General features: G+C 70.8%; 12 protein-coding genes, 1 tRNA gene and 1 pseudogene. 5 read left to right on the top strand and 9 right to left on the bottom strand.

Going from position 1 to position 17,676, the window contains the following annotated elements:
* Positions 1-75 precede the first annotated feature (75 nt).
* Complete coding sequence (locus tag C8E87_RS04115; RefSeq protein ID WP_133871850.1) at positions 76-903, bottom strand: NAD(P)H-binding protein; 828 nt, start codon at positions 901-903, stop codon at positions 76-78.
* Positions 904-973: 70 nt separating this feature from the next.
* Between C8E87_RS04115 and C8E87_RS04110 the strand changes: the two genes are divergently transcribed.
* Positions 974-1,336 carry a winged helix-turn-helix transcriptional regulator gene (locus tag C8E87_RS04110; RefSeq protein WP_133871849.1) on the top strand — a complete coding sequence of 121 codons (363 nt, stop codon included), beginning with the start codon at positions 974-976 and terminating at the stop codon, positions 1,334-1,336.
* Here C8E87_RS04110 and C8E87_RS04105 read toward each other — a convergent pair.
* On the bottom strand, positions 1,318-2,814 hold the full coding sequence (locus C8E87_RS04105; protein ID WP_133871848.1) for an FAD-dependent oxidoreductase: 1,497 nt from the start codon (positions 2,812-2,814) through the stop codon (positions 1,318-1,320). The two genes, C8E87_RS04110 and C8E87_RS04105, sit on opposite strands and share 19 nt — an antisense overlap.
* Before the next feature lie 53 nt (positions 2,815-2,867).
* Here C8E87_RS04105 and C8E87_RS04100 point away from each other — a divergent pair, with 53 nt between their 5' ends.
* On the top strand, positions 2,868-3,605 hold the full coding sequence (locus C8E87_RS04100; protein WP_133871847.1) for a phosphotransferase enzyme family protein: 738 nt from the start codon (positions 2,868-2,870) through the stop codon (positions 3,603-3,605).
* 191 nt (positions 3,606-3,796) lie between these two features.
* A complete protein-coding gene (locus tag C8E87_RS04095) occupies positions 3,797-5,275 on the top strand; it encodes a GGDEF domain-containing protein (protein ID WP_133871846.1) in 1,479 nt (492 codons plus the stop codon).
* A 108-nt stretch (positions 5,276-5,383) separates the two neighbouring features.
* On the opposite strand, the gene C8E87_RS04090 is transcribed toward C8E87_RS04095, so the two are convergent.
* From C8E87_RS04090 to C8E87_RS46770, 6 genes and pseudogenes are all read right to left on the bottom strand, one after another.
* The gene (locus tag C8E87_RS04090) at positions 5,384-7,612 is read right to left on the bottom strand and encodes a transglutaminase TgpA family protein (RefSeq protein ID WP_239080671.1); all 2,229 of its coding nucleotides are present in this window, start codon (positions 7,610-7,612) and stop codon (positions 5,384-5,386) included.
* Positions 7,606-8,883: a DUF58 domain-containing protein gene (locus C8E87_RS04085; protein ID WP_239080672.1), complete on the bottom strand. Its 1,278-nt coding sequence runs from the start codon at positions 8,881-8,883 to the stop codon at positions 7,606-7,608. Before C8E87_RS04085 ends, C8E87_RS04090 begins: the two co-directional genes overlap by 7 nt.
* 592 nt (positions 8,884-9,475) lie before the next feature.
* On the bottom strand, positions 9,476-10,465 hold the full coding sequence (locus tag C8E87_RS04080; protein ID WP_133871845.1) for an AAA family ATPase: 990 nt from the start codon (positions 10,463-10,465) through the stop codon (positions 9,476-9,478).
* A gap of 24 nt (positions 10,466-10,489) precedes the next feature.
* Positions 10,490-13,051: a fibronectin type III domain-containing protein gene (locus tag C8E87_RS04075; protein ID WP_133876601.1), complete on the bottom strand. Its 2,562-nt coding sequence runs from the start codon at positions 13,049-13,051 to the stop codon at positions 10,490-10,492.
* 206 nt (positions 13,052-13,257) lie between these two features.
* A complete protein-coding gene (locus C8E87_RS45260) occupies positions 13,258-13,635 on the bottom strand; it encodes a fibronectin type III domain-containing protein (RefSeq protein WP_239080673.1) in 378 nt (125 codons plus the stop codon).
* A 1,161-nt stretch (positions 13,636-14,796) separates the two neighbouring features.
* Positions 14,797-15,027: pseudogene (locus C8E87_RS46770) on the bottom strand (tetratricopeptide repeat protein); the annotation flags it as partial.
* Between the two features lie 178 nt (positions 15,028-15,205).
* On the opposite strand from C8E87_RS46770, the gene C8E87_RS04065 reads away from it, so the two are divergent.
* Positions 15,206-15,290, top strand: a tRNA-Leu gene (locus C8E87_RS04065).
* Here the strand turns inward: C8E87_RS04065 and C8E87_RS04060 are convergent.
* Positions 15,255-16,949, bottom strand: a complete 1,695-nt coding sequence (locus C8E87_RS04060; protein ID WP_133871843.1) for a recombinase family protein — start codon at positions 16,947-16,949, stop codon at positions 15,255-15,257. The two genes, C8E87_RS04065 and C8E87_RS04060, sit on opposite strands and share 36 nt — an antisense overlap.
* A gap of 247 nt (positions 16,950-17,196) precedes the next feature.
* On the opposite strand from C8E87_RS04060, the gene C8E87_RS04055 reads away from it, so the two are divergent.
* Positions 17,197-17,652 carry an SMI1/KNR4 family protein gene (locus C8E87_RS04055; RefSeq protein ID WP_166661075.1) on the top strand — a complete coding sequence of 152 codons (456 nt, stop codon included), beginning with the start codon at positions 17,197-17,199 and terminating at the stop codon, positions 17,650-17,652.
* Positions 17,653-17,676: the final 24 nt, after the last annotated feature.

Genomic DNA, 17,676 nt, shown 5'->3' with positions numbered 1-17,676 from the left:
CCGCCGCAGTGGTGGGGGCCGCGCGCCGGCCCGATCCCTCGTACGGGCAAATCCACCACCTCATGGCGTGAGCTGTCAGCGGAACGCGTCGACGTGGCGTGCTGCCCACGCGGCGAACGGGCGGGGCGGCCGGCCCAGCACCGCTGCCACGTCGGGGCTGATCCGCTGCTCGTGCCCGGCCGGGGTGCCGAGGATGGCCAGGGTGCCCTCGACCACCGGCGGCGGCATGAACCGCAGCATCTGCTCACGCGCCTGCTCGGGGGTCTGCTCGACGAAGGCGATCGGCTCGCCCAGCGCGGCAGCGAGGTCGGCCGCCCGGTCGCGCGGGGTGCTCAGTTCCGGGCCGGTCAGCTCGTACGAGCGTCCGTCGTGCCCGCCGAGCAGGGCCGCCGCCGCGACCTCGGCGATGTCGTCCGGGTCGACCACGGGCAGCCCGACGTCGCCGTACGGGGCGGCCACGGTGCGGGTGGCACGGATCGGCTCGGCCCACGCGTAGGCGTTGGAGGCGAAACCCCCGGGGCGCAGGATCGTCCAGGCCGGGGCGGACCCGCGTACGAGGTCCTCAAGGGTCTGCAGTGGCGCGTGCGAGGCCCGGCGGCCCGCGGCTTGCGAGGACTGCAACACGATTCGCTTCACCCCGGCGTCGGCGGCGACACGCAGGATCGCGGCCCCGTCGAGGTGTGCCCCGGCGCCCTCCACGAGCAGGAACAGCGCTTCGGCGCCGGCGAGCGCGGGACGCAGGCTGTCCGGCTGTCCGAGGTCGGCGCGGTGATGGCGTACGCCGTCGGGAAGCGCGATCGGGCTGCGTCCGCGGGACACGGCCGTGACCGCCGCCCCTGATCTGGCCAAGGCCGGCACGAGCGTGCGGCCGACGTTTCCGGTAGCGCCTGTCACAACAATCATGAGGACGACGCTAGTAGCGTAGGGATAGTAGGTACCTAGAGGATAGTAATGGCTTTGTGACGGAGGGCACGTGCGGCAGACGTCCGATCCCGAGCTGGCGTGCCCGGTCGCGCCGGTGGTCGACATCGTGTTCAGCCGGTGGACCACCCCGATCCTGTGGAGCCTGCACACGTACGGCCGGCAGAGGTTCGTGGAGCTGGAACGCCGGCTGACCAGCATCACGCCGAAGGTGCTGACCGAGCGTCTGCGCCGGCTCGAACGCGACGGCCTGGTGTCCCGCACCTATCACGCCGAGGTGCCGCCCCGCGTCGAGTACGAGATCACCGAACTGGGGGCGAGCCTCGGCCCGCTCTTCGCGCACCTGACCACGTGGGCCGACGAAAACCTGGCCCGCGTGGACGAGGCGCGGGCCGCCTACGACGAGCGGCGGTGAAGCAGTCCGCGGGCCGGCACCGAGAAGACCTGGACCGGCCGTACGCCGTGCTTGCGCAGGATGACGTTGGCGGCCATCGCGGCCGAGGCGGCGGAACGTTCCATCAGCGCGCTCGGGAACGGCATGCGCACCCAGTCGCCGGCCAGCAGCAGTCCGTCGGTGCCGGTGAGCACGCCGGGACGGGTGGCGTCGCTGCCCACCGCGAACGAGGGGGCGTCCGCGCCGACCCGGGTGTCGCAGTCGACGATGCGCATCCAGCCCGTCTCCCGCCAGATGCCGGTCAGCTGCGACCACATGTCGTCGGCCGCCTGCTGCGCTTGCGTGCCGGGCGGGGCCGCGTACGCGTGCAGTTCGACGACCGCCCCGCCGGTGCGCCGCGCCCACTGCCGCGCGCCGCGTTCGACCCGGTGGAAGAGGCTGACCGAGTCGAGCAGGGGCTCCCCGCCGACGCCGCTGAACATGGCGCGGTCCGGCGCGACATCCCTGTCCGTCCAGAACCGGCTCACCGCGTACGGGGAAGTGGTCTGAACGCTCTTCATCCGGCTCGCGAGATCACTCGGCAGGTCCGGGGACGCGGCGATGATGGCCGCGGCCGACGCGGGATCGGTGGCCAGCACGACGTGGTCGGCGCGGATCTCGGCGCCGCCGGTGAGGGTGACCGTCCAGCCCGGCTCGATCCGGTCGGCGGCGGCACCCGTACGGATCTCACCCCCGAGCGCCTGCAAGCGGCGGCTCAACGGCTGCCAGATCGCGGTCTCGTAGTCGTCGTCGGGCGCGTCGAAGTCGAGCCCCTCCGGATTGCGCAGGAAATAGAAGTGGAACTGCATGATCATTTCGGCGGCGGACATCTCGGTCGCCGGGTTGAAGAACGAGTGCGCGAACACGTCGAACAGCAGCGCGCGGGCCCGCTGCGGCATGGCCAGCCGGTCGAGGAACTCCGCCGCCGGCATCGCGTCGAACTCGCGGTACGTCTCCGCCCGCGAATACCGCACCAGCGCCAGCGACGCCGGTCCGTCGACGTCGCGCATCTCGCGCAACGGCAGGCTGGGGGAGCGGGCCAGCAACGCGAGCAGGTTCCACGGCGGACGGCCCGGCAGCCCGCCGAAGTCCTCGTCGGGCCAGGTGCGCGACACCACCGGGTAACCGTCGGCCCGGCGCAGGAACCCCAGCTCCGGGTCGACGCGGCGCAGCACTTGGCGCCAGTTGTAGTACTGCCGGAAGAACGCGTGGAAACCGTGCCCGACCATCTGGTGCGAGCCGTCGGACAGCCGCTTCGGCCAGGCCGCGAGCCGCCCGCCGAGCCGCTCGTCGCGCTCGAGCAGCGTCACCGTGATGCCGCGCTCGGCCAGCAACAGCGCCGCCGTCATCCCGGCGATGCCACCACCGATCACGACCGTACGGGCGGGGTGTTCGATCGTGCGGGGCAGCGAGCGGTCGACGCGGACAAGACGACGGGCATGGCGGCTCACAGCGGGCATGCTCTAACGTTCCCACCAGTCGAAGATCCAATCCCGTACGGGTGGTGGGGCAGATGAGTCGCTGGGCCGCCCTCGGCCAGTGGGGCCGCGACGCCGTACGCCTCGAACAGCTCACCGGCGGGGCCGCCAACGATGTGTGGAGCGTACGCGTCAACGGCACCCTGGCGGTCGGCCGGCTCGGCGCCCGCGACGACGCCGACCTGGCGTGGGAGACCCGGCTGATGCAACACCTGGACAACGCCGGCCTGCCCGTGCCGCTGCCCGTCCCCACCACCGACGGCCGCCTCTTCGCCGACGGGCTGACGGTGATGACGTACGTGGAAGGCGGCCCGCCCGAGACCTCGGCCGACTGGCGACGCGTGGCCGACACGCTGCGCGAGCTGCACCGGCTCACCCAGGACTGGCCGCAACGCCCCGGCTGGCGGTCGTCGTCCGACCTGCTGCACGCCGAGACCGGCACGAAGATGGACCTCGGCGCGATGCCGGCCGAAGCCGTCGCCCGCTGCCGGGCGGCCTGGGCGCGGCTGGCCGGACGCCCGGCGTGTGTCGTGCACGGCAACCCTGCCAACCCAGGGAACGTCCGCGTGACCGCCGACCGGGTCACGCTGATCGACTGGGACGAGGCCCACGTCGACGTGCCAGAACTCGACCTCGTGCTACCCGGCAACGCGGCCGGGCTCGGCGGCGGCACGTACGACATCGCCGCGCAGGCGTCGGCCGCATGGGAAGCCGCCGTCAGCTGGCCCGGCGAGTACGCAGACCGGCGGCTGGCCGAGGTCCACCCTGCCTGAGGCCGGCCGGCCCGCGGGCGTCGTGCCGTTTCGTCTGCTTCCTGCCCCAGGCCAGTCCCCCACCCGGCGCCGGCCGCCCAGTGATCAAGCTCAACCGGCGCACCCGAGCTGACCTGCGGAAACCCGGAGGTCAAGAAGCAAGAACGGGCGAGCGCTCTCAGTTTCCCGGGCCGGGCACCGATGTGACCAACGTGGCGTTCTCCGGCATCCGCAAGCTGTGGATCGGGTACGGCGCGGTCGCCGCCGCGCTGACGGTTGCCCGCATCCTCGTGCCGGAGGGGTCCACGGCGGCGGCCCTGGTGACGTACGGCTATCCGCTGCTGACCGTGGCCGCCATCGCCGTCGGTGTCCGGGTCAACCGGCCGCCGCGCACCCTGCCCTGGATCCTGCTGCTGATCATGACTGTGGCGGGCGGGGCCGGCAACGTCGCCATCTCCGTCTACCTGTACAGCGGCGGCGTGCCGTTCCCGTCGGCGGCCGACATCTTCTTCCTGGCCTGCTACCCGCTGCTGCTGGCCGGGTTGATGCTGCTGGTCGACGGCCTGTCCTGGCGCCGCGACCGGGCCGGGGTCCTGGACACGCTGATGGTGGCCGGCGCTCTCGGGCTGGGCGTCTGGATGCTGTTTCTGCGCCCCTTGGTCGGGCCGGCCATGCCGCTCGGAGACCGGCTGATCACCATGGCGTACCCGCTGGCCGATCTGCTGCTGCTGGCCGGGGTCATCCGCATGTTCACCGCCGCCTCCCGCCGCGGCCCCGCGTTCTGGCAGCTGGTCGCGTCCCTCGCCGTGCAGGGTCTGGCCCACGTCGGCTGGGTCTGGCAGTCCTGGCACGGCACCAACGACAACGAACTGGCCCCCGCGTTCGTGCTCAGCGCGCTGCTGCTCGGCGGCGCCGCCCTGCACCCGTCCATGGCCACGGTCGGCGGCGCCGACCACCGGCCACCCGAGGGGATCACCCCGGCCCGGGTGCTGCTGATCAGCTCGGCCTGCCTGCTCAGCCCCGTCCTGCTGATCGCCGACGGCCTCATCCGGGGAGACACGGCCGACTGGCTGGCCGCGTCGGTCTGCTCCATCGCGGTGTTCCTGCTGCTGATCGTCCGCATCCTCGGGCTGGTGCGAACGGTGCAGAACCAGGCCACGCAGCTCGAGTCGCTGGCCTACCTCGACGCCCTGACCGGGATCCCGAACCGCCGGGCCTGGGACGCCGAGCTGGACCGCAGGCTCGCCGCTGCCCAGCGTTCCGGTGGCACCCTGGTGGTGGGGCTGATCGACCTCGACCACTTCAAGCGCTACAACGACCGGCTCGGCCACCCGGCCGGCGACGAACTGCTGCGCACCGCCAGTTCCGCCTGGCAGGAACAGCTACGGGCCGGCGACTTGATCGCCCGCTACGGCGGCGAGGAGTTCGGCCTGATCATGCACTGCCGCCTCAAGGACGCCGCCGTCATCCTGGAACGCCTGATGGAGTCGACGCCCGACGGCCAGACCTTCTCGGCCGGGCTCGCCCAATGGGCCGGCGAGGAGTCCCCGGAGCAGCTGACAGCCCGGGCGGACGGGGCGCTCTACACAGCCAAACGCGGCGGCCGCAACCAGTTCTCGGTCGCCGGGCATCCCGCCTACACCGACCAGCACACCGACTTCCTCACGGACGCCTCACCGATCGGCCGGTGAGACCGTGGCACGCCCGGCGTACCGCCGTCCTCGCCTACCTCACACGCCGCAGTTGGGGTCGCTGACGCGTACCCGGTCGGAAACGCGTCAGCGACAGCGGCTCCGGGTTCAGCGCCATCGCAGCGGGCCCGGGTGGACGCTCCACCACAACCGTCGCCACCAGCTGCGACGCGAGCGCAGTTCTTCCGCGTACGCGACGACCTGTTCCCCGGCTCGCAGAGCCTGGGCGTCATCCGCTGCTCCCGGCGCGAACCCCACCGTGTTGATGCCCGCCACCAGCTCGTCCAGCGGCGGCATCTCATCCGGGTCGGGGTCCGGCACAGCCTTACGCAGGCGTTTGCCCGCGTACGCCGCAGCCTCCGTAGCCGCCAGATGCGCCGGCACCGGTTGCCCCGCCAACCGCAGAGCGTCCCGGAACTCCGACCACGCCCCCGTGATCCGATCGTCCGGGCTGCCCGCCGTCAACCGCCGCCGCCGCAGTGACCGCCGCATCGCCACGATCGTGCCCGCCGCCGCGACCAGCGCCAGCAGCACCGTCCCCGAGGCGCCACCCGCCACCACCACGGCCGGCGGCCCGCCCTTATGCGGAGCAGCGAGCACAGCCGGCGGCCCCGACGACGATGGCGTGTCCGACGGCGCGGGCGGCTCCGACGGCGGTGTGGGCGGCTTCGACGGCTTCGGCGTGAAGTCCTCCTCCACCGGCCGCGGGTTCTTGCTCTTGGGCATCGGGTCGAACGCCACCCACCCCAGCCCGTCGAAGAGCACCTCCGGCCAGGCCAGCGCGCTCGCCGCCGTCACGATGCCGCCCGCCGCCGGTGCGTCGAACCCGACCACCACCCGGCTCGGCAGCCCGGTGAGCCGGGCCAGCAGCGCGAACGACGCCGCGAACTGCTCGGAGGTGCCCACCTGCCCACCGCGTTCCCGGGGCCCGAACAGAAAGAAGTTCAGGTTCAGATACGAATGCCCGCTCGGCGCGTCCGCGACTTTGCGATAGTGCTCGGCCAGAAATTCCTCGATCGCGACCGCCCGGTCGAAAGCCGCCCCGTTCCCGTCGGCGAGCTGATCGGCCAGCCGCTGAATCCCGTCCGGAACATCCGCGCCCACCGCCAGATAGCGCGCCACCGCATCCCCCGACGGCGAATCGGCGGCCGGCAACACGTTCAGGTCAGGTGTCTGCAATTCCGAGGTCACCGAATAGCGAAGGCCCGCCGTCAGCCCCTCCGGCCGGATAAGCGTCCCGGTCGACGCGTCAAAAGCCACCCGAGCCCCCCGTACGCCGGTAGGGGTCGGAACAACCGGCAACAACCGCCCGGTCAGCCCGTCGATGATCACGTCCTGCCGCACCTCGGTCAGCTGCGTGTCGGGCATTCTCGGCTGCGACGGCAGAACCCGCCCCGCATTGCGGTAGGTGGCCCCCACCCGCCAGGTGACCCCGTCGTAATCCGGCAGCACCGCCAGCCGCAAACGCAGCCTTTTCCCCGGCGAAGCCGACGCCCTCGACACCTTGAGCAGCGGTTCTTTCGGCGTCAGCGCCCACCCCGAAATCCGGTTGAGCGGGCTCTCGTCCAAACTGTCCACCTGCGGCGGCTCCACGTATTGCCGCGGATCCACCGGCGTTGTCCCCACCCGTCCGCCGATCCAGGGCCCCACCGCCACAATCAGCACCAGCACAGCGGCAAGTCCCGCCGCGGCCGAGGCAAAAGCCCTTGCCCGTACGGCTTCACCGACTGCATCACCCGCGTCGGCGCGTTGTGCGGGTCGCGCGCTGGCCGCCAGCGCGACAACTGCCAGCGCCGCAAAAGCAATCGTCGGCGTCCCCGCCGTGTTCGCATTCGGCCCCACGACATAAAGCGCGCCACCGTAGAGCGCCGCCACCGGCAGAAGCCCGAGCAGAACCCGCCCCGCCCGCACGGCTATCTCGGCCCCCGCCAATCCCGCCAGCCAGGCCGTGATCACCGGAACCACGATGGTGTCGGGGGTCGGCTCCACCGGAATCATCGCCGTCAAAAGCCGCGGAATCCCGTTCTGCACACTGTCCCGCACGATGGCGGCCATCGAATCGGGGATGTCCGCCTGATTGGCCGCCACCCGCAACGCCAGCACCGCATATCCCGCCAGGAGCACGGCAGAAAGCGGCGCCACCACCCAGTTCGGCACCCGCCGGCAGGCCAGACTCAACCCGACCGACCCGACCGCGGCCCCCGCCATCAGCTCGACCAGCAGCGCCCCGGCAAAGATCCGCCCCAGCACCACCCCCGCCAGCACGATCATCCCGGCAAGGGCCACCGAGACGACGGCAGCGCGAACCCACTTCGCCGCCCGCGCCATGCTCACCATCCCCGCACGCTGTCCCAGGCGGCCGCGAACTCGGAACCGTCGGCCGCCTCGATCACGATCAGGCCGTCGCCACCCGAGACCGGCGCGCCGTCCCGGTCGCCCAGCAACCCCGCCATGACCACCGGGTACGGCCCTCGCAGCGCGCTGACCGCACCGAGGTCGCCGCGCCCACCCGGCCCGGTGAGGAACACCAGCGTGTCGCCGAGCCGCTGAGCCCGTACGCGCCGAAGGGTTGCCGCCAGATCACCCGGGGCCAGACCCGCCTGGGTCAGCACGTCGAGATAGGGCCCGCTCGCCACGCTGCTGACCAGGTGCAGGGTGACCGGAATGTCCTCACGCACCGCGGCAGCCACGATCGACGCGGCGGCCTCACACGCGGCTTCGAACGAGTCGGCAACACCATCGCGTACGTCCGGATGCGCGCTCGCCCGATCGTCCAGCAGCACCACGATCGTCGGCTCGGACGTGTCCAGTTGCTCCCGGACCATCAGCTCGCCCACCTTGGCGCTGGACCGCCAGTGCACCCGCCGCAACTCGTCCCCGATCACGTACTCCCGCAACGAGTCGAACGTGATGGTCCCGTGGGGCACCTTGTCGATCCGCCCGTCGAGGCTGCGGGCCATCCCCGCCGGCACCGCCCGCAGCAGATGGATTCGCGGGTGCACCCACACTTCGGCAAGCCCCCCGTACGTCCGTGCCAGCGTGATGAGTCCCAGAGGGTCCCCGCGGGTCACGCGCAACGGCCCGATCGGCACCACCCCGCGCCGGCTGGTCGGCACCGGATAACGCGTAGTGGTGTCCCGCCCCGGCCGAAGCCGCAACAACGGCACCGGCACCGACTGGTTCCCGCACCGATCCGTGGCCACCAGATTGGCCGCCCGCATCCGGCTCGTGTTACGCACGGTGAGAGTCATCTGCGCCGATTCCCCCCGGGCGACCCGATCGGGCTCGGCGACCCGTTCCACTCCGAGCCGGGGCCGCCAGAGCGCGAACCCCACCGCACATCCCAGCGCGATCCCGGCCGCCGCCCCCAGCAGCGCCAAATCCGGATACCCGTACCGAAAACCCGCGGTGAGCAGCCCCACCGCCGCCACGACAACGCCGTATCCCCGCGCCGTGACACCCGTGGCGCGCCGCCACTTCTGCAGCCCCGTGCCGGTCCTCGCACGGAAAGTGCCACCCGGTCCTGTCGACACGGCGTCTGCGGCTTTCCTCCCGTCCGTGCTGCCGTTCGCGGGGGTGGTGAGGGGCGTCATCGGCTCGCCGTTCACGTCAGCACCTCAGCCCCGAGGACACCCGCCCGGACGCCTCGAACGTCAGGACTCGCAGCCGCCGCTGTGTGTGAGCCACACGCAAATCCGGCGCGATGTCCCCTACCGGTCGCGGTGTTGGAACGCTTTCGCCGGTCGCCGCGCGGAAGCACCGCCGCCGGTTGCCCCGCGGGAGGGCCGCTGCTGGTCGTCGTGCGGAAGCGCCGCTGCCGGTTGCCCCACGGGAGGGCCGCTGCTGGTCGTCGTGCGGGAGCGCCGCAGTTGGTTGCCCTGTGGGAGGGCCGCCGCTCGTCGTGCGGGAGCGCCGCAGTTGGTTGCCCTGTGGGAGGGCCGCCGCTCGTCGTGCGGGAGCGCCGCAGTTGGTTGCCCTGTGGGAGGGCCGCCGCTCGTCGGGCGGGAGCGCCGCAGTTGGTCGCCCTGTGGGAGGGCCGCCGCTCGTCGGGCGGACGCACCGCCGCCGGTCGCCCCGCGGATGCATCGCCGTCGCTCGTAGCGCGGAAGCGCCGCCGCCGGTTGCCGGGCGGGAGGGCCGCCGCCGGTCGGCGGAGCGCTGCCGACCGGCAGCGGCGGTTCTCCGTGGGCGGCTGCGTGTTCACGCCCCGGCCGTGACGCGGTTGTTGTCGGGCAGCGGCACCGGCACCGAGCGCACCGCGTCCGCCAGGACCTCGGCCGCCGTGACCCCGCGCAGCTGCGCGTCGGCCGACAGCAGCACCCGGTGCGCGAACACCGGCTCAACCAGGGTCTTGAGGTCCTCGGGCAGCACGTAACCCCGCCCGTTGATCAGCGCGTACGCGCTCGCCGCCCGGGTCAGCGCGATCACTCCGCGGGGGCTGACCCCGACGCGCACCTGCGGGTGGTTGCGGGTGGCGGCGGCGATCCTCACCGCGTACGTGTAAAGCGGGTCGGCGATGTGAACGCGGGTCGCCATGCGCACCATCTCGCCCACGACGGCGGTGTCGGTGACCGGCTCGAGCGCGTCGGGGGAGCGCATCGCCGCCCCGCGCAGCACTTCGACCTCGACCTCTTCGCTCGGGTAGCCGACCGACAGCTTCACCAGGAACCGGTCGAGCTGGGCCTCGGGCAGCCGGTACGTGCCGTCCATCTCAACCGGGTTCTGGGTGGCGACCACGAGGAACGGCTGTGGCACCGGGTGCGGCACGCCGTCGACGGTGACCCGGCGTTCCTCCATCACCTCGAGCAGCGCCGACTGGGTCTTCGGCGAGGCCCGGTTGATCTCGTCGGCGATGACGATGTTGGCGAACACCGGCCCCGGGTGGAACTCGAAGCCGCGGCTGGCCTGGTTGAAGATCGTCACGCCGGACACGTCGGAGGGCAGCAGGTCGGGGGTGAACTGGATGCGCCGCCACTGGCCCTTGATCGAGGCGGCCAGCGCGCGGGCCAGCGTCGTCTTGCCGACTCCGGGCACGTCTTCGAGCAGCACGTGCCCCTGGGCGAACAGCGCGGTCAGCGCCAGGCGCACCACGTCGGGCTTGCCGAGCACGACCGCGCTCACCCGGTCGGCGAGCGCGGCCGCCACTTCGGCGAACCCGTGGATGTGTTGCGGCGGCAGTTGTTCCGTCACTGTTGTTACCTCGAGAAGCTAGCTCTAGCAGGTCGGCAGGTCGTTCAGGTCATCCCCGCCCTCGAGGTTGAGCCACGCCCACGGGATGTAGTTCTTGCCGCTGTAGTTGACCTGGATCCACCAGGTGCTGCGTTTGTCGTTGTTGTAGATGTACGCGTAGACCTCTTCGCCGGACCTCTTGCAGTACGCCTCCAGCCGGGTGCCGGGCCTGGCCCAGCCGACCTGCTGGGCGTTGTTCTGCCGGGTGCCGCTGAAGATCTCGTTGCCGTTGCGGCCGTCGACGTCCCTGTCGCAGTACGTCGCGGTGTCACCCTCCTGGCCGTTCCTGCAGGTGGCGATGCCGAAGAGCGCGTCGGTGGTGCCCCTGGACTGCGCGCTCACCGTGCCGGCCGCGTTCTTGGCGGTGATCGTGAACGTGTACGCCGTGCTCGGCTTGAGACTGCCCACCTTCAGGCTGGAGCAGCTGCCCGACGCCGACCCGCCGCCACCCGAGGCCTGCACCGAGCAGCTGGCCGTGCCGCCGCCCGCGTCGACGCTGAACCGGACTGTCGCCGTGTTGAACGTGGCGTCGACCCCGGTGCCGGTGATCCGTGGCAGCGCGACCGTCTTGGCGGTGGCCGTGCCCGGTTCACCCTCGCCGGCCTCGTTGACCGCGCGCACCTCGACCGCGACGGTGGCGCCCGTGTCGAACCCCGTCAGCGTCGCCGCCGTGCCGTCGGTGACGTCGAGCGTCTTGCCGCCGCCGCTGACCACGTACTTGGTGATGGGCCGCCCGTTGTCGGCCGCCGGCTGCCACGCCACCTGGATCGAGCCGGCCCGGTCGCCCGCGGTCGCCGCGTCGGTGCCCTCCGGCTTGCCCGGCTTCGTGTAGGGCACGACGCTGCCGCTCACCGGTGACGGCTTGGAGCCCGCGCCGCGCTCGTTGACCGACACGACCGTGAACGCGTACTGCTTGCCGTACTCGAGCTGGCCGTCCTTGACGGTCAGCGACGCCTCGGTGGAGTCGCCGATCGGGGCGCTGCCGCCCTCGGAGATCGCTGTCACCGTGTATCGCCGGATCTCCAGGCCCTGCCCGTTGGCCGGGGGCCACGTCACCACGACCGAACCGTCCGGCTTGGCCTCCGCCGTCACCGCGGTCGGGGCGTCGGGCACCTCGGACGTCGGTTTCACGGCATTGCTCGTACGGGCCGGCCCCTGACCCTTCTTGTTGACCGCGCTGACGGCGAACTGGTAGGTCTCCCCGTTCACCAGCCCCGTCACGGTGAGCGCGCGCTGGTCGGCGCCGACCTGGAACGTGCGCCCCGCCCCCACGACGATGTAGCGGGTGATCGCGGCGTTGTTGTCGTTCGCGGCCTGCCACGTGACCCGCGCCTCGGCGTTGCCCGCGGCGGCCCGTACGTTCCGCGGCGCGCTGGGCTTGCTCACCACCGGCTTCTTCGGCTTGGGCGGCGGCGGGGGAGCCTGCGGCGGCGTCGGCGGACGGTCCCCGCCGAGCACGTCGTCGGCGTACTTGTCGACCGTGCGCACCGCGTGCGAGCCGTCGACGACCCGTGCGATCGACGAGCCGGGCGCGTTGATGAACAGGTAGCCCTCGCGAACCTCGAGCTCGAGCTTGCCGCCCGGGCTGGGGAAGGTGATGTCCTTCTGCCGCTGCCCGGCCGAGTTGAACACGTGCACCTGACCGGAGTCGTCGGCCACGTAGAAGTAGCCCTGCCAGGCCACCGCGGGCTGCAGCCCCTCGCCGTCGCCGGGCACCTGGAAATCGGCGGCGACCCGCCGGTCACCGACCACATAGACGTGGCGCGCGTCCGGAACGGTCACCGGCACCTGCTCGCCGTCGGTGCGCGGCGCCAGGGTGCCCGGCCCGGACAGGGGCAAGGTCGTGTTGGCGTAACCAGGTTCGTCCCCGTCGACCACGGCCAGGGCGTTGTTGGTGCGGTTGAGCACCGCGACGCCGTCGTCCAGCGTGGAAAGCGCGAGGTCATGGGCCGCCGGGGCCACCGACTCGGTCCGTACGAGCTGGGGTGTGGTCTTGGTCTTGTCGGTGGCGGCCGACGAGACAGCGGCCGGTGTGACCGCGCTGACGGTGCCCTCGGTCGGCGAGGCGATCCAGAGCTTGCCCTCGCCGTCGAACACGCCACCCGCGATGCCCGGCGGGAACCGTAGCGGATTGCCGACCGGCCCCAGCGTACGGGGATCAAGCTGCTGCACCGAGCCCTGAACGGCGTCGATGACGAAAACGGAGTCCTCGTGCAAGGCCACCCGTACGCCGATGCCCGAGGTGGACGAGGCCGCCCAGTACTCCTGCAACGTGGTCAGGTTCATCGACCCGATCGCGCCCGTGGTGACGTCGCGCAGGATCACGAACCGGTCGTTCTGCACGATCTGCACCTCGTGGCCGCGCGCCTTGGGCACGTCGACGCGGGTGTCCACCTTGGCGGTGACGCCGTTGATGCGGGCCACCTCGCCCTTGGCCTTCGACCAGACCCAGGAGGCCGCGTCGAAGCTGGCCACCGCCTGGTCGGCCGATCCGAGCCCGAAGACGGTCAGCCCGAGACCACCCGCAAGACTCAGCACGGTGCCCATCGTGACCAGATAACCCCGACGCCACCGGCGTCGCGGTCGGTCCAATGTCACCTCGTCTGCGCTGGTCACTGCCGCTTCCTCCCCGTCGGACGGCCACCGGATCCGTGAACGCTGGCCATCATAGGGCGATGCCGATCGGTGGTTCTACCCGTTGTGGACAACCCTCGTCACGATCAGTGATCAAGCTCGCGGAGAGTGGTTGCGGTCTATCTAGGAGTAGCCGAAACCCGCGCCGTGCACGCCTGCGGCGATGTTGCGAACTTGTTGCCGCTGTAGACGGCCACCACTGCGAAGCAGTAGTTCAAGGTCGCGTTCAGCCCACCCATCTCGAACGACGTTCTGCCTGGTACGAGAGTGCCGGCGGGCTTCAGCTCCAACCCCGGACGCCCCATGATGACCATGAAGGACACCGTGCCACCGGTCGGATCCGACCACTTCACCTCGATCGACGTGCCCTTGTCCACCAAGGTCACATCGCCCGGCGGAGAGCCCGCCAGAGTTGGCACATCAGGACTGTCCGGCGAGTCACCCGACCGGTTGGCAAGCACAAACACCAGTGCCGCCACGGCGATCACGGCAGCCATGACCGCCGCGATCGCAGCGAAAACCCCCAGACCCTTCCTGCTTTCCCTGTACGGGGCAGGCCCGCTCTGGTACGCAGGCGCGAACACTTGCCCACTACTCGGCGTGCCCGCCCCCGGATGCGGCGGGGCCCCCTGCCACTGCGCCTGCTGCGGGCCACCCTCCCACGGCGGGGCTCCGAGGTTCTGTTGCGGGTTGCCGTCCCACGCCGCGGCCTGCGGGCTCCGATGCGGCGCGTGCTGCGAAGCTCTGGGCGGCGGCGCGACGTGCTGTTGTTGCCGCGGAACGATCATCGGCTGCGCGACCGTCGGCTCGTCCACCGCGCCCGCCGGCCCAGGCTCCGACCGTTCAGGCGGCTCCGTCCAGACCTGCTGATTGGCCGGACCGGGCGGCTGCACCGTCGAAGGCCGTTCCCGGGTCGGCACAGCCCGAAACACAGTCGTCGGCGTTTCGTGCGGCGGGGGAGTGCCGTACCCCTGCGCTGTTCCCGTCCCGGGTCCTTGCGCCGTTACCGCCCCAGGTCCTTGAGCTGCTCCTGTCCCGGGTCCTTGTGCTGCTCCTGTCCCGGGTCCGTGTGCCGTTCCTGTCCCGGGTCCTTGCGCCGTTCCCGTCCCGGGTCCTTGCGCCGTTCCTGTCCCGGGTCCTTGTGCTGCTCCTGTCCCGGGTCCTTGCGCCGTTCCTGTCCCGGGTCCCTGCGCCGTCCCCGTCCCGGGCTCGGGGGCCTGCGCCCGCGTCGGGCTTGTCTCGACCCTGGTGAGCTGGGTTGGCGAGGTGCTCGCACCATCACCGGGCACCGGCAACCGTGGCGTGCTCGACAGGAAGCCGGCCGACTGCCGCTGCGCCCCCCTTACATCCGGGCCAGGGACGCTCCTGTCGAGGCCCGGTGGCTGTTCCGGCGCCGGTCCGCCACCGAACCTGAGCGGCGGCGCAGACTCACCCCGTACGGGGGAAGGCTCTTGACCTGGCCCCAGATAGGCCCGCGCCCTGGCAACCGCCGGATGATCGTCGCCCAGCGTCGCCGGCCCCAGCTCGGCCACCCGCGTGAACGCCTTGCGCGCCTCATGCCGATTGCCCAGCTCCTCGGCCACCGCCCCGATCTCGTGCGAGATCTGCAACATCAGCGCATCGGAGTCCCCCAGCCGCCACTGCCCAGCCGCGTACGCCTCCTCCAGCACCCGCCGCGCACCAGACGGGTCATCCACCCGCTGCAGCAAAATCCCCAGCTCGTACGCGGTGCGAAGAACATCGGGATCATCCTCAGAAAGGTTGATTTTCCCCAGTTCGACAGCTTGCTCCAACAGCGCCTGCGCCCCCGCAACATCCCCCGACGAGGCCAGGGCTCGGGCGCGTTGCCGGGCAGGATCAAGGGGCGAGGGCTGAGACACGCCCGCCATGCTGCCCGCAACCACCCGCCACCGCCATCCCGATCCCACCACAGCGCCCGAATACGCCCATATGTCGCCACCCCACCCCTGCCGCAGCCCTGCGGAGAGGCCGTGTAGAGTTCTCTCCTGTGCGGCCCGCTGGGACGCCGATCCACCACGATCGGTTACCCTTCAGGCAGCAGTGCAAGTCCGGGTGGCGGAATGGCAGACGCGCTAGCTTGAGGTGCTAGTGCCCTTTATCGGGCGTGGGGGTTCAAGTCCCCCTCCGGACACATCACAGGTACACGATCGACGTCAGTCGATCGAATCTCGGCCAGGACCGTTCCGGTTCCTGGCCGGTACTGCATCTGGAGCCCGATCCGCGAGTAGATCTCGGCGCGGTGGTCCAGGTCCGCTCGCCTCAGCAGACCGAGGAGCCCGCCCAAGGCTTCCACGATTGCGGCGATGCGCTCTTCGCTCATGCGTTCGGGTGGTGCGTCGGTGAAGCCGAGCCGAGCCTGCGCCGCCTTCTTGATCGCGGTGGTTTCGCTGATCCATCCGGCGACGAGTGCCGGGTCGCCGCCGGCGTCGAGGGTGGCCCGGTAGCGGGCGAGCTTGGTGTCGCAGTCGTTGATCGTCTCGCGCAGCTTCGGCGCCTCGTCGTGCTGCTGATGTTGGGCGAGTGCGGCGCGGTGGCTCGCATCCGCGATGCGGTGCAGTGTCTCGGTTAGGTTTTCGTTCCCCAACTCCTCGCTGAGGAACCGGTCGACCGGATCCGTGATCCACTCTTGCCGGAGGTAGAGGACGGGCGGGTGTGCGATGCCGTGCTGGCTGACGTAGTCGCGGGATGCCTTGCACCGGTAGTAGATCCGCCCGTGGTTGACGCTGCCCTCCATCACGCGGTCGCACAGGCCGCACCGCAGGAGACCGCGGAAGAGGTAGGCGTGCCTGCTGCGTCGCGGAGCCTTCCCTCCCTCGCCGATGGCGCCGCGCGTCTTGACCGTTCGTTGGGCACGTTCGTAAAGGTCGGTGCTGATCAACGGTGTGTGGGATTCGGTGCGCGACCACGCCCACTGGCTCGGGTCGTTCCAGCGGTGGCGGTTCTCGTGGCCGAGCGCGACGTCGTCAACGTCGATCAGGACCTCGTCGGTGCGGGCGCGGTTCCAGACCTGGCGACCGGTGTAGCGCGGATTCTGCAAGATCGCGCGGATCGCGGTCGTCTCCCACACCCGAGTGCGCCGGTGCGGGTTGCGTGCACGGTCGTATGCAGACGGGCACGCGATGCCGTCCTGCGTGAGGCCACGCGCGATTGAGGTCATGCCTCGGCCCGAGACGTACTCGTCGAAGATCCTCGCCACGACGGGCGCCGTGACCGGGTCGGGTTCGAGCCGATGCAGTCGCCGCCCCTCAGCCGCCTTACCGGGGTTCGGATGCGGGCCGGCGTCTGCGAGCCGGTAGCCGTAGGGAGGGCGTCCGCCGAGGAACCGGCCTTCCAACTCGGTCTGCGCCTTCATCGCCGAGCGGACGCGAACTTTGATGCGGTTGCGTTCACCCTTGCTCATGCCGCCGTAGAGCGCCATGACGAGATCGTGGGCGTCCGAGCCGGGGTCGATCGCGCCGCCGATCTCGGGCACCCACAGGCCGACGCCGTAGTGGACGAAGACCGGGAACGTCATGCCAAACTGGCTTCCGTAGAACGCACGCTGCGGCTCGCCTATCACCACAGCGTCGAAGTCGCGTCCGACGCTCTTGATCGTGTCCAGTAGGCGCAGCGCCTCGGGGCGCCGCTTCCAGGGCAGCGAGCGTGACTGGCCGATGTCGAAGAACTCGGCGACGATCTCGCCGCCGGCCGGCTCGATCAGGCTGCGAGCGCGGGAAAGCTGCCAGGCTTTCGATGCCTGCGGGTCCTGTTGGTCCTCGGTCGACACGCGTCCGTAGAAGGCGAACCTCATGCCTGTCGAGTCTTCCGGGCGCGGTCGATGATGCGCCACAGCACGTCTGCGGCGGCATCGGAGATCGGGACTTCTAGGGACGTCTTGAGCTGCCCGTTCTCGTTTCCCAGCGTTGTTCCTGTTCGTATGCTGCGATTTCTCCTCTCGTCGGTGCGGTCTTCCGTGGTGATCGTGGGGCCTCCTCTCTGGTCGGCAAGGATGTTGGTGTGTCCCGGTGATGCGGGCCTGCGCGGTTTGGAGCGGCGGCATGGATCTGACGGAGTTCGATGCGCGTGTCGAGGAACTGCGCGTGAAGTCGGCTGCATCGCAAGCCAACTACGGCTTCGCGCTCATTGACGGGCGAGTCGCCAGCGATGACGAGATCGCCGAGATTGAGCGACGGATGGGCGTAACTCTGCCGACCGCATACAAGGCGTTCATGCGCAGCTACGGCGGCGGCATGTTCGGCTTCGTCGACCTGCTGCCGATCGTCGGCGAGCCGGACGGGCGCGAAGACGATCTCCTGACGGTCAACGATCGTGAGTTCCCCGATCGCAGCTTCGTCGCGGTCGCGCCGGTCGGTACCGGCGACTATTGGGCGTTCCCGGTGGTTGAGGGACGTTGCCGTGACGAGGTTTGGTTCTGCTTCCATGACGGAGGCGAGCCGGAGGCCGTCGCCGCCGGCTTCCTTGAGTTCGTCGTTAGTCACGGGCTCAAGTCATGACGTGGGGTTGACGTCCGTCCGCTC

Source organism: Paractinoplanes brasiliensis (genome assembly GCF_004362215.1).
GTDB lineage: Bacteria > Actinomycetota > Actinomycetes > Mycobacteriales > Micromonosporaceae > Actinoplanes > Actinoplanes brasiliensis.
The sequence above is the reverse complement of the archived record's forward strand: the minus strand, read 5'-3'. Positions and strand labels throughout refer to the sequence as shown.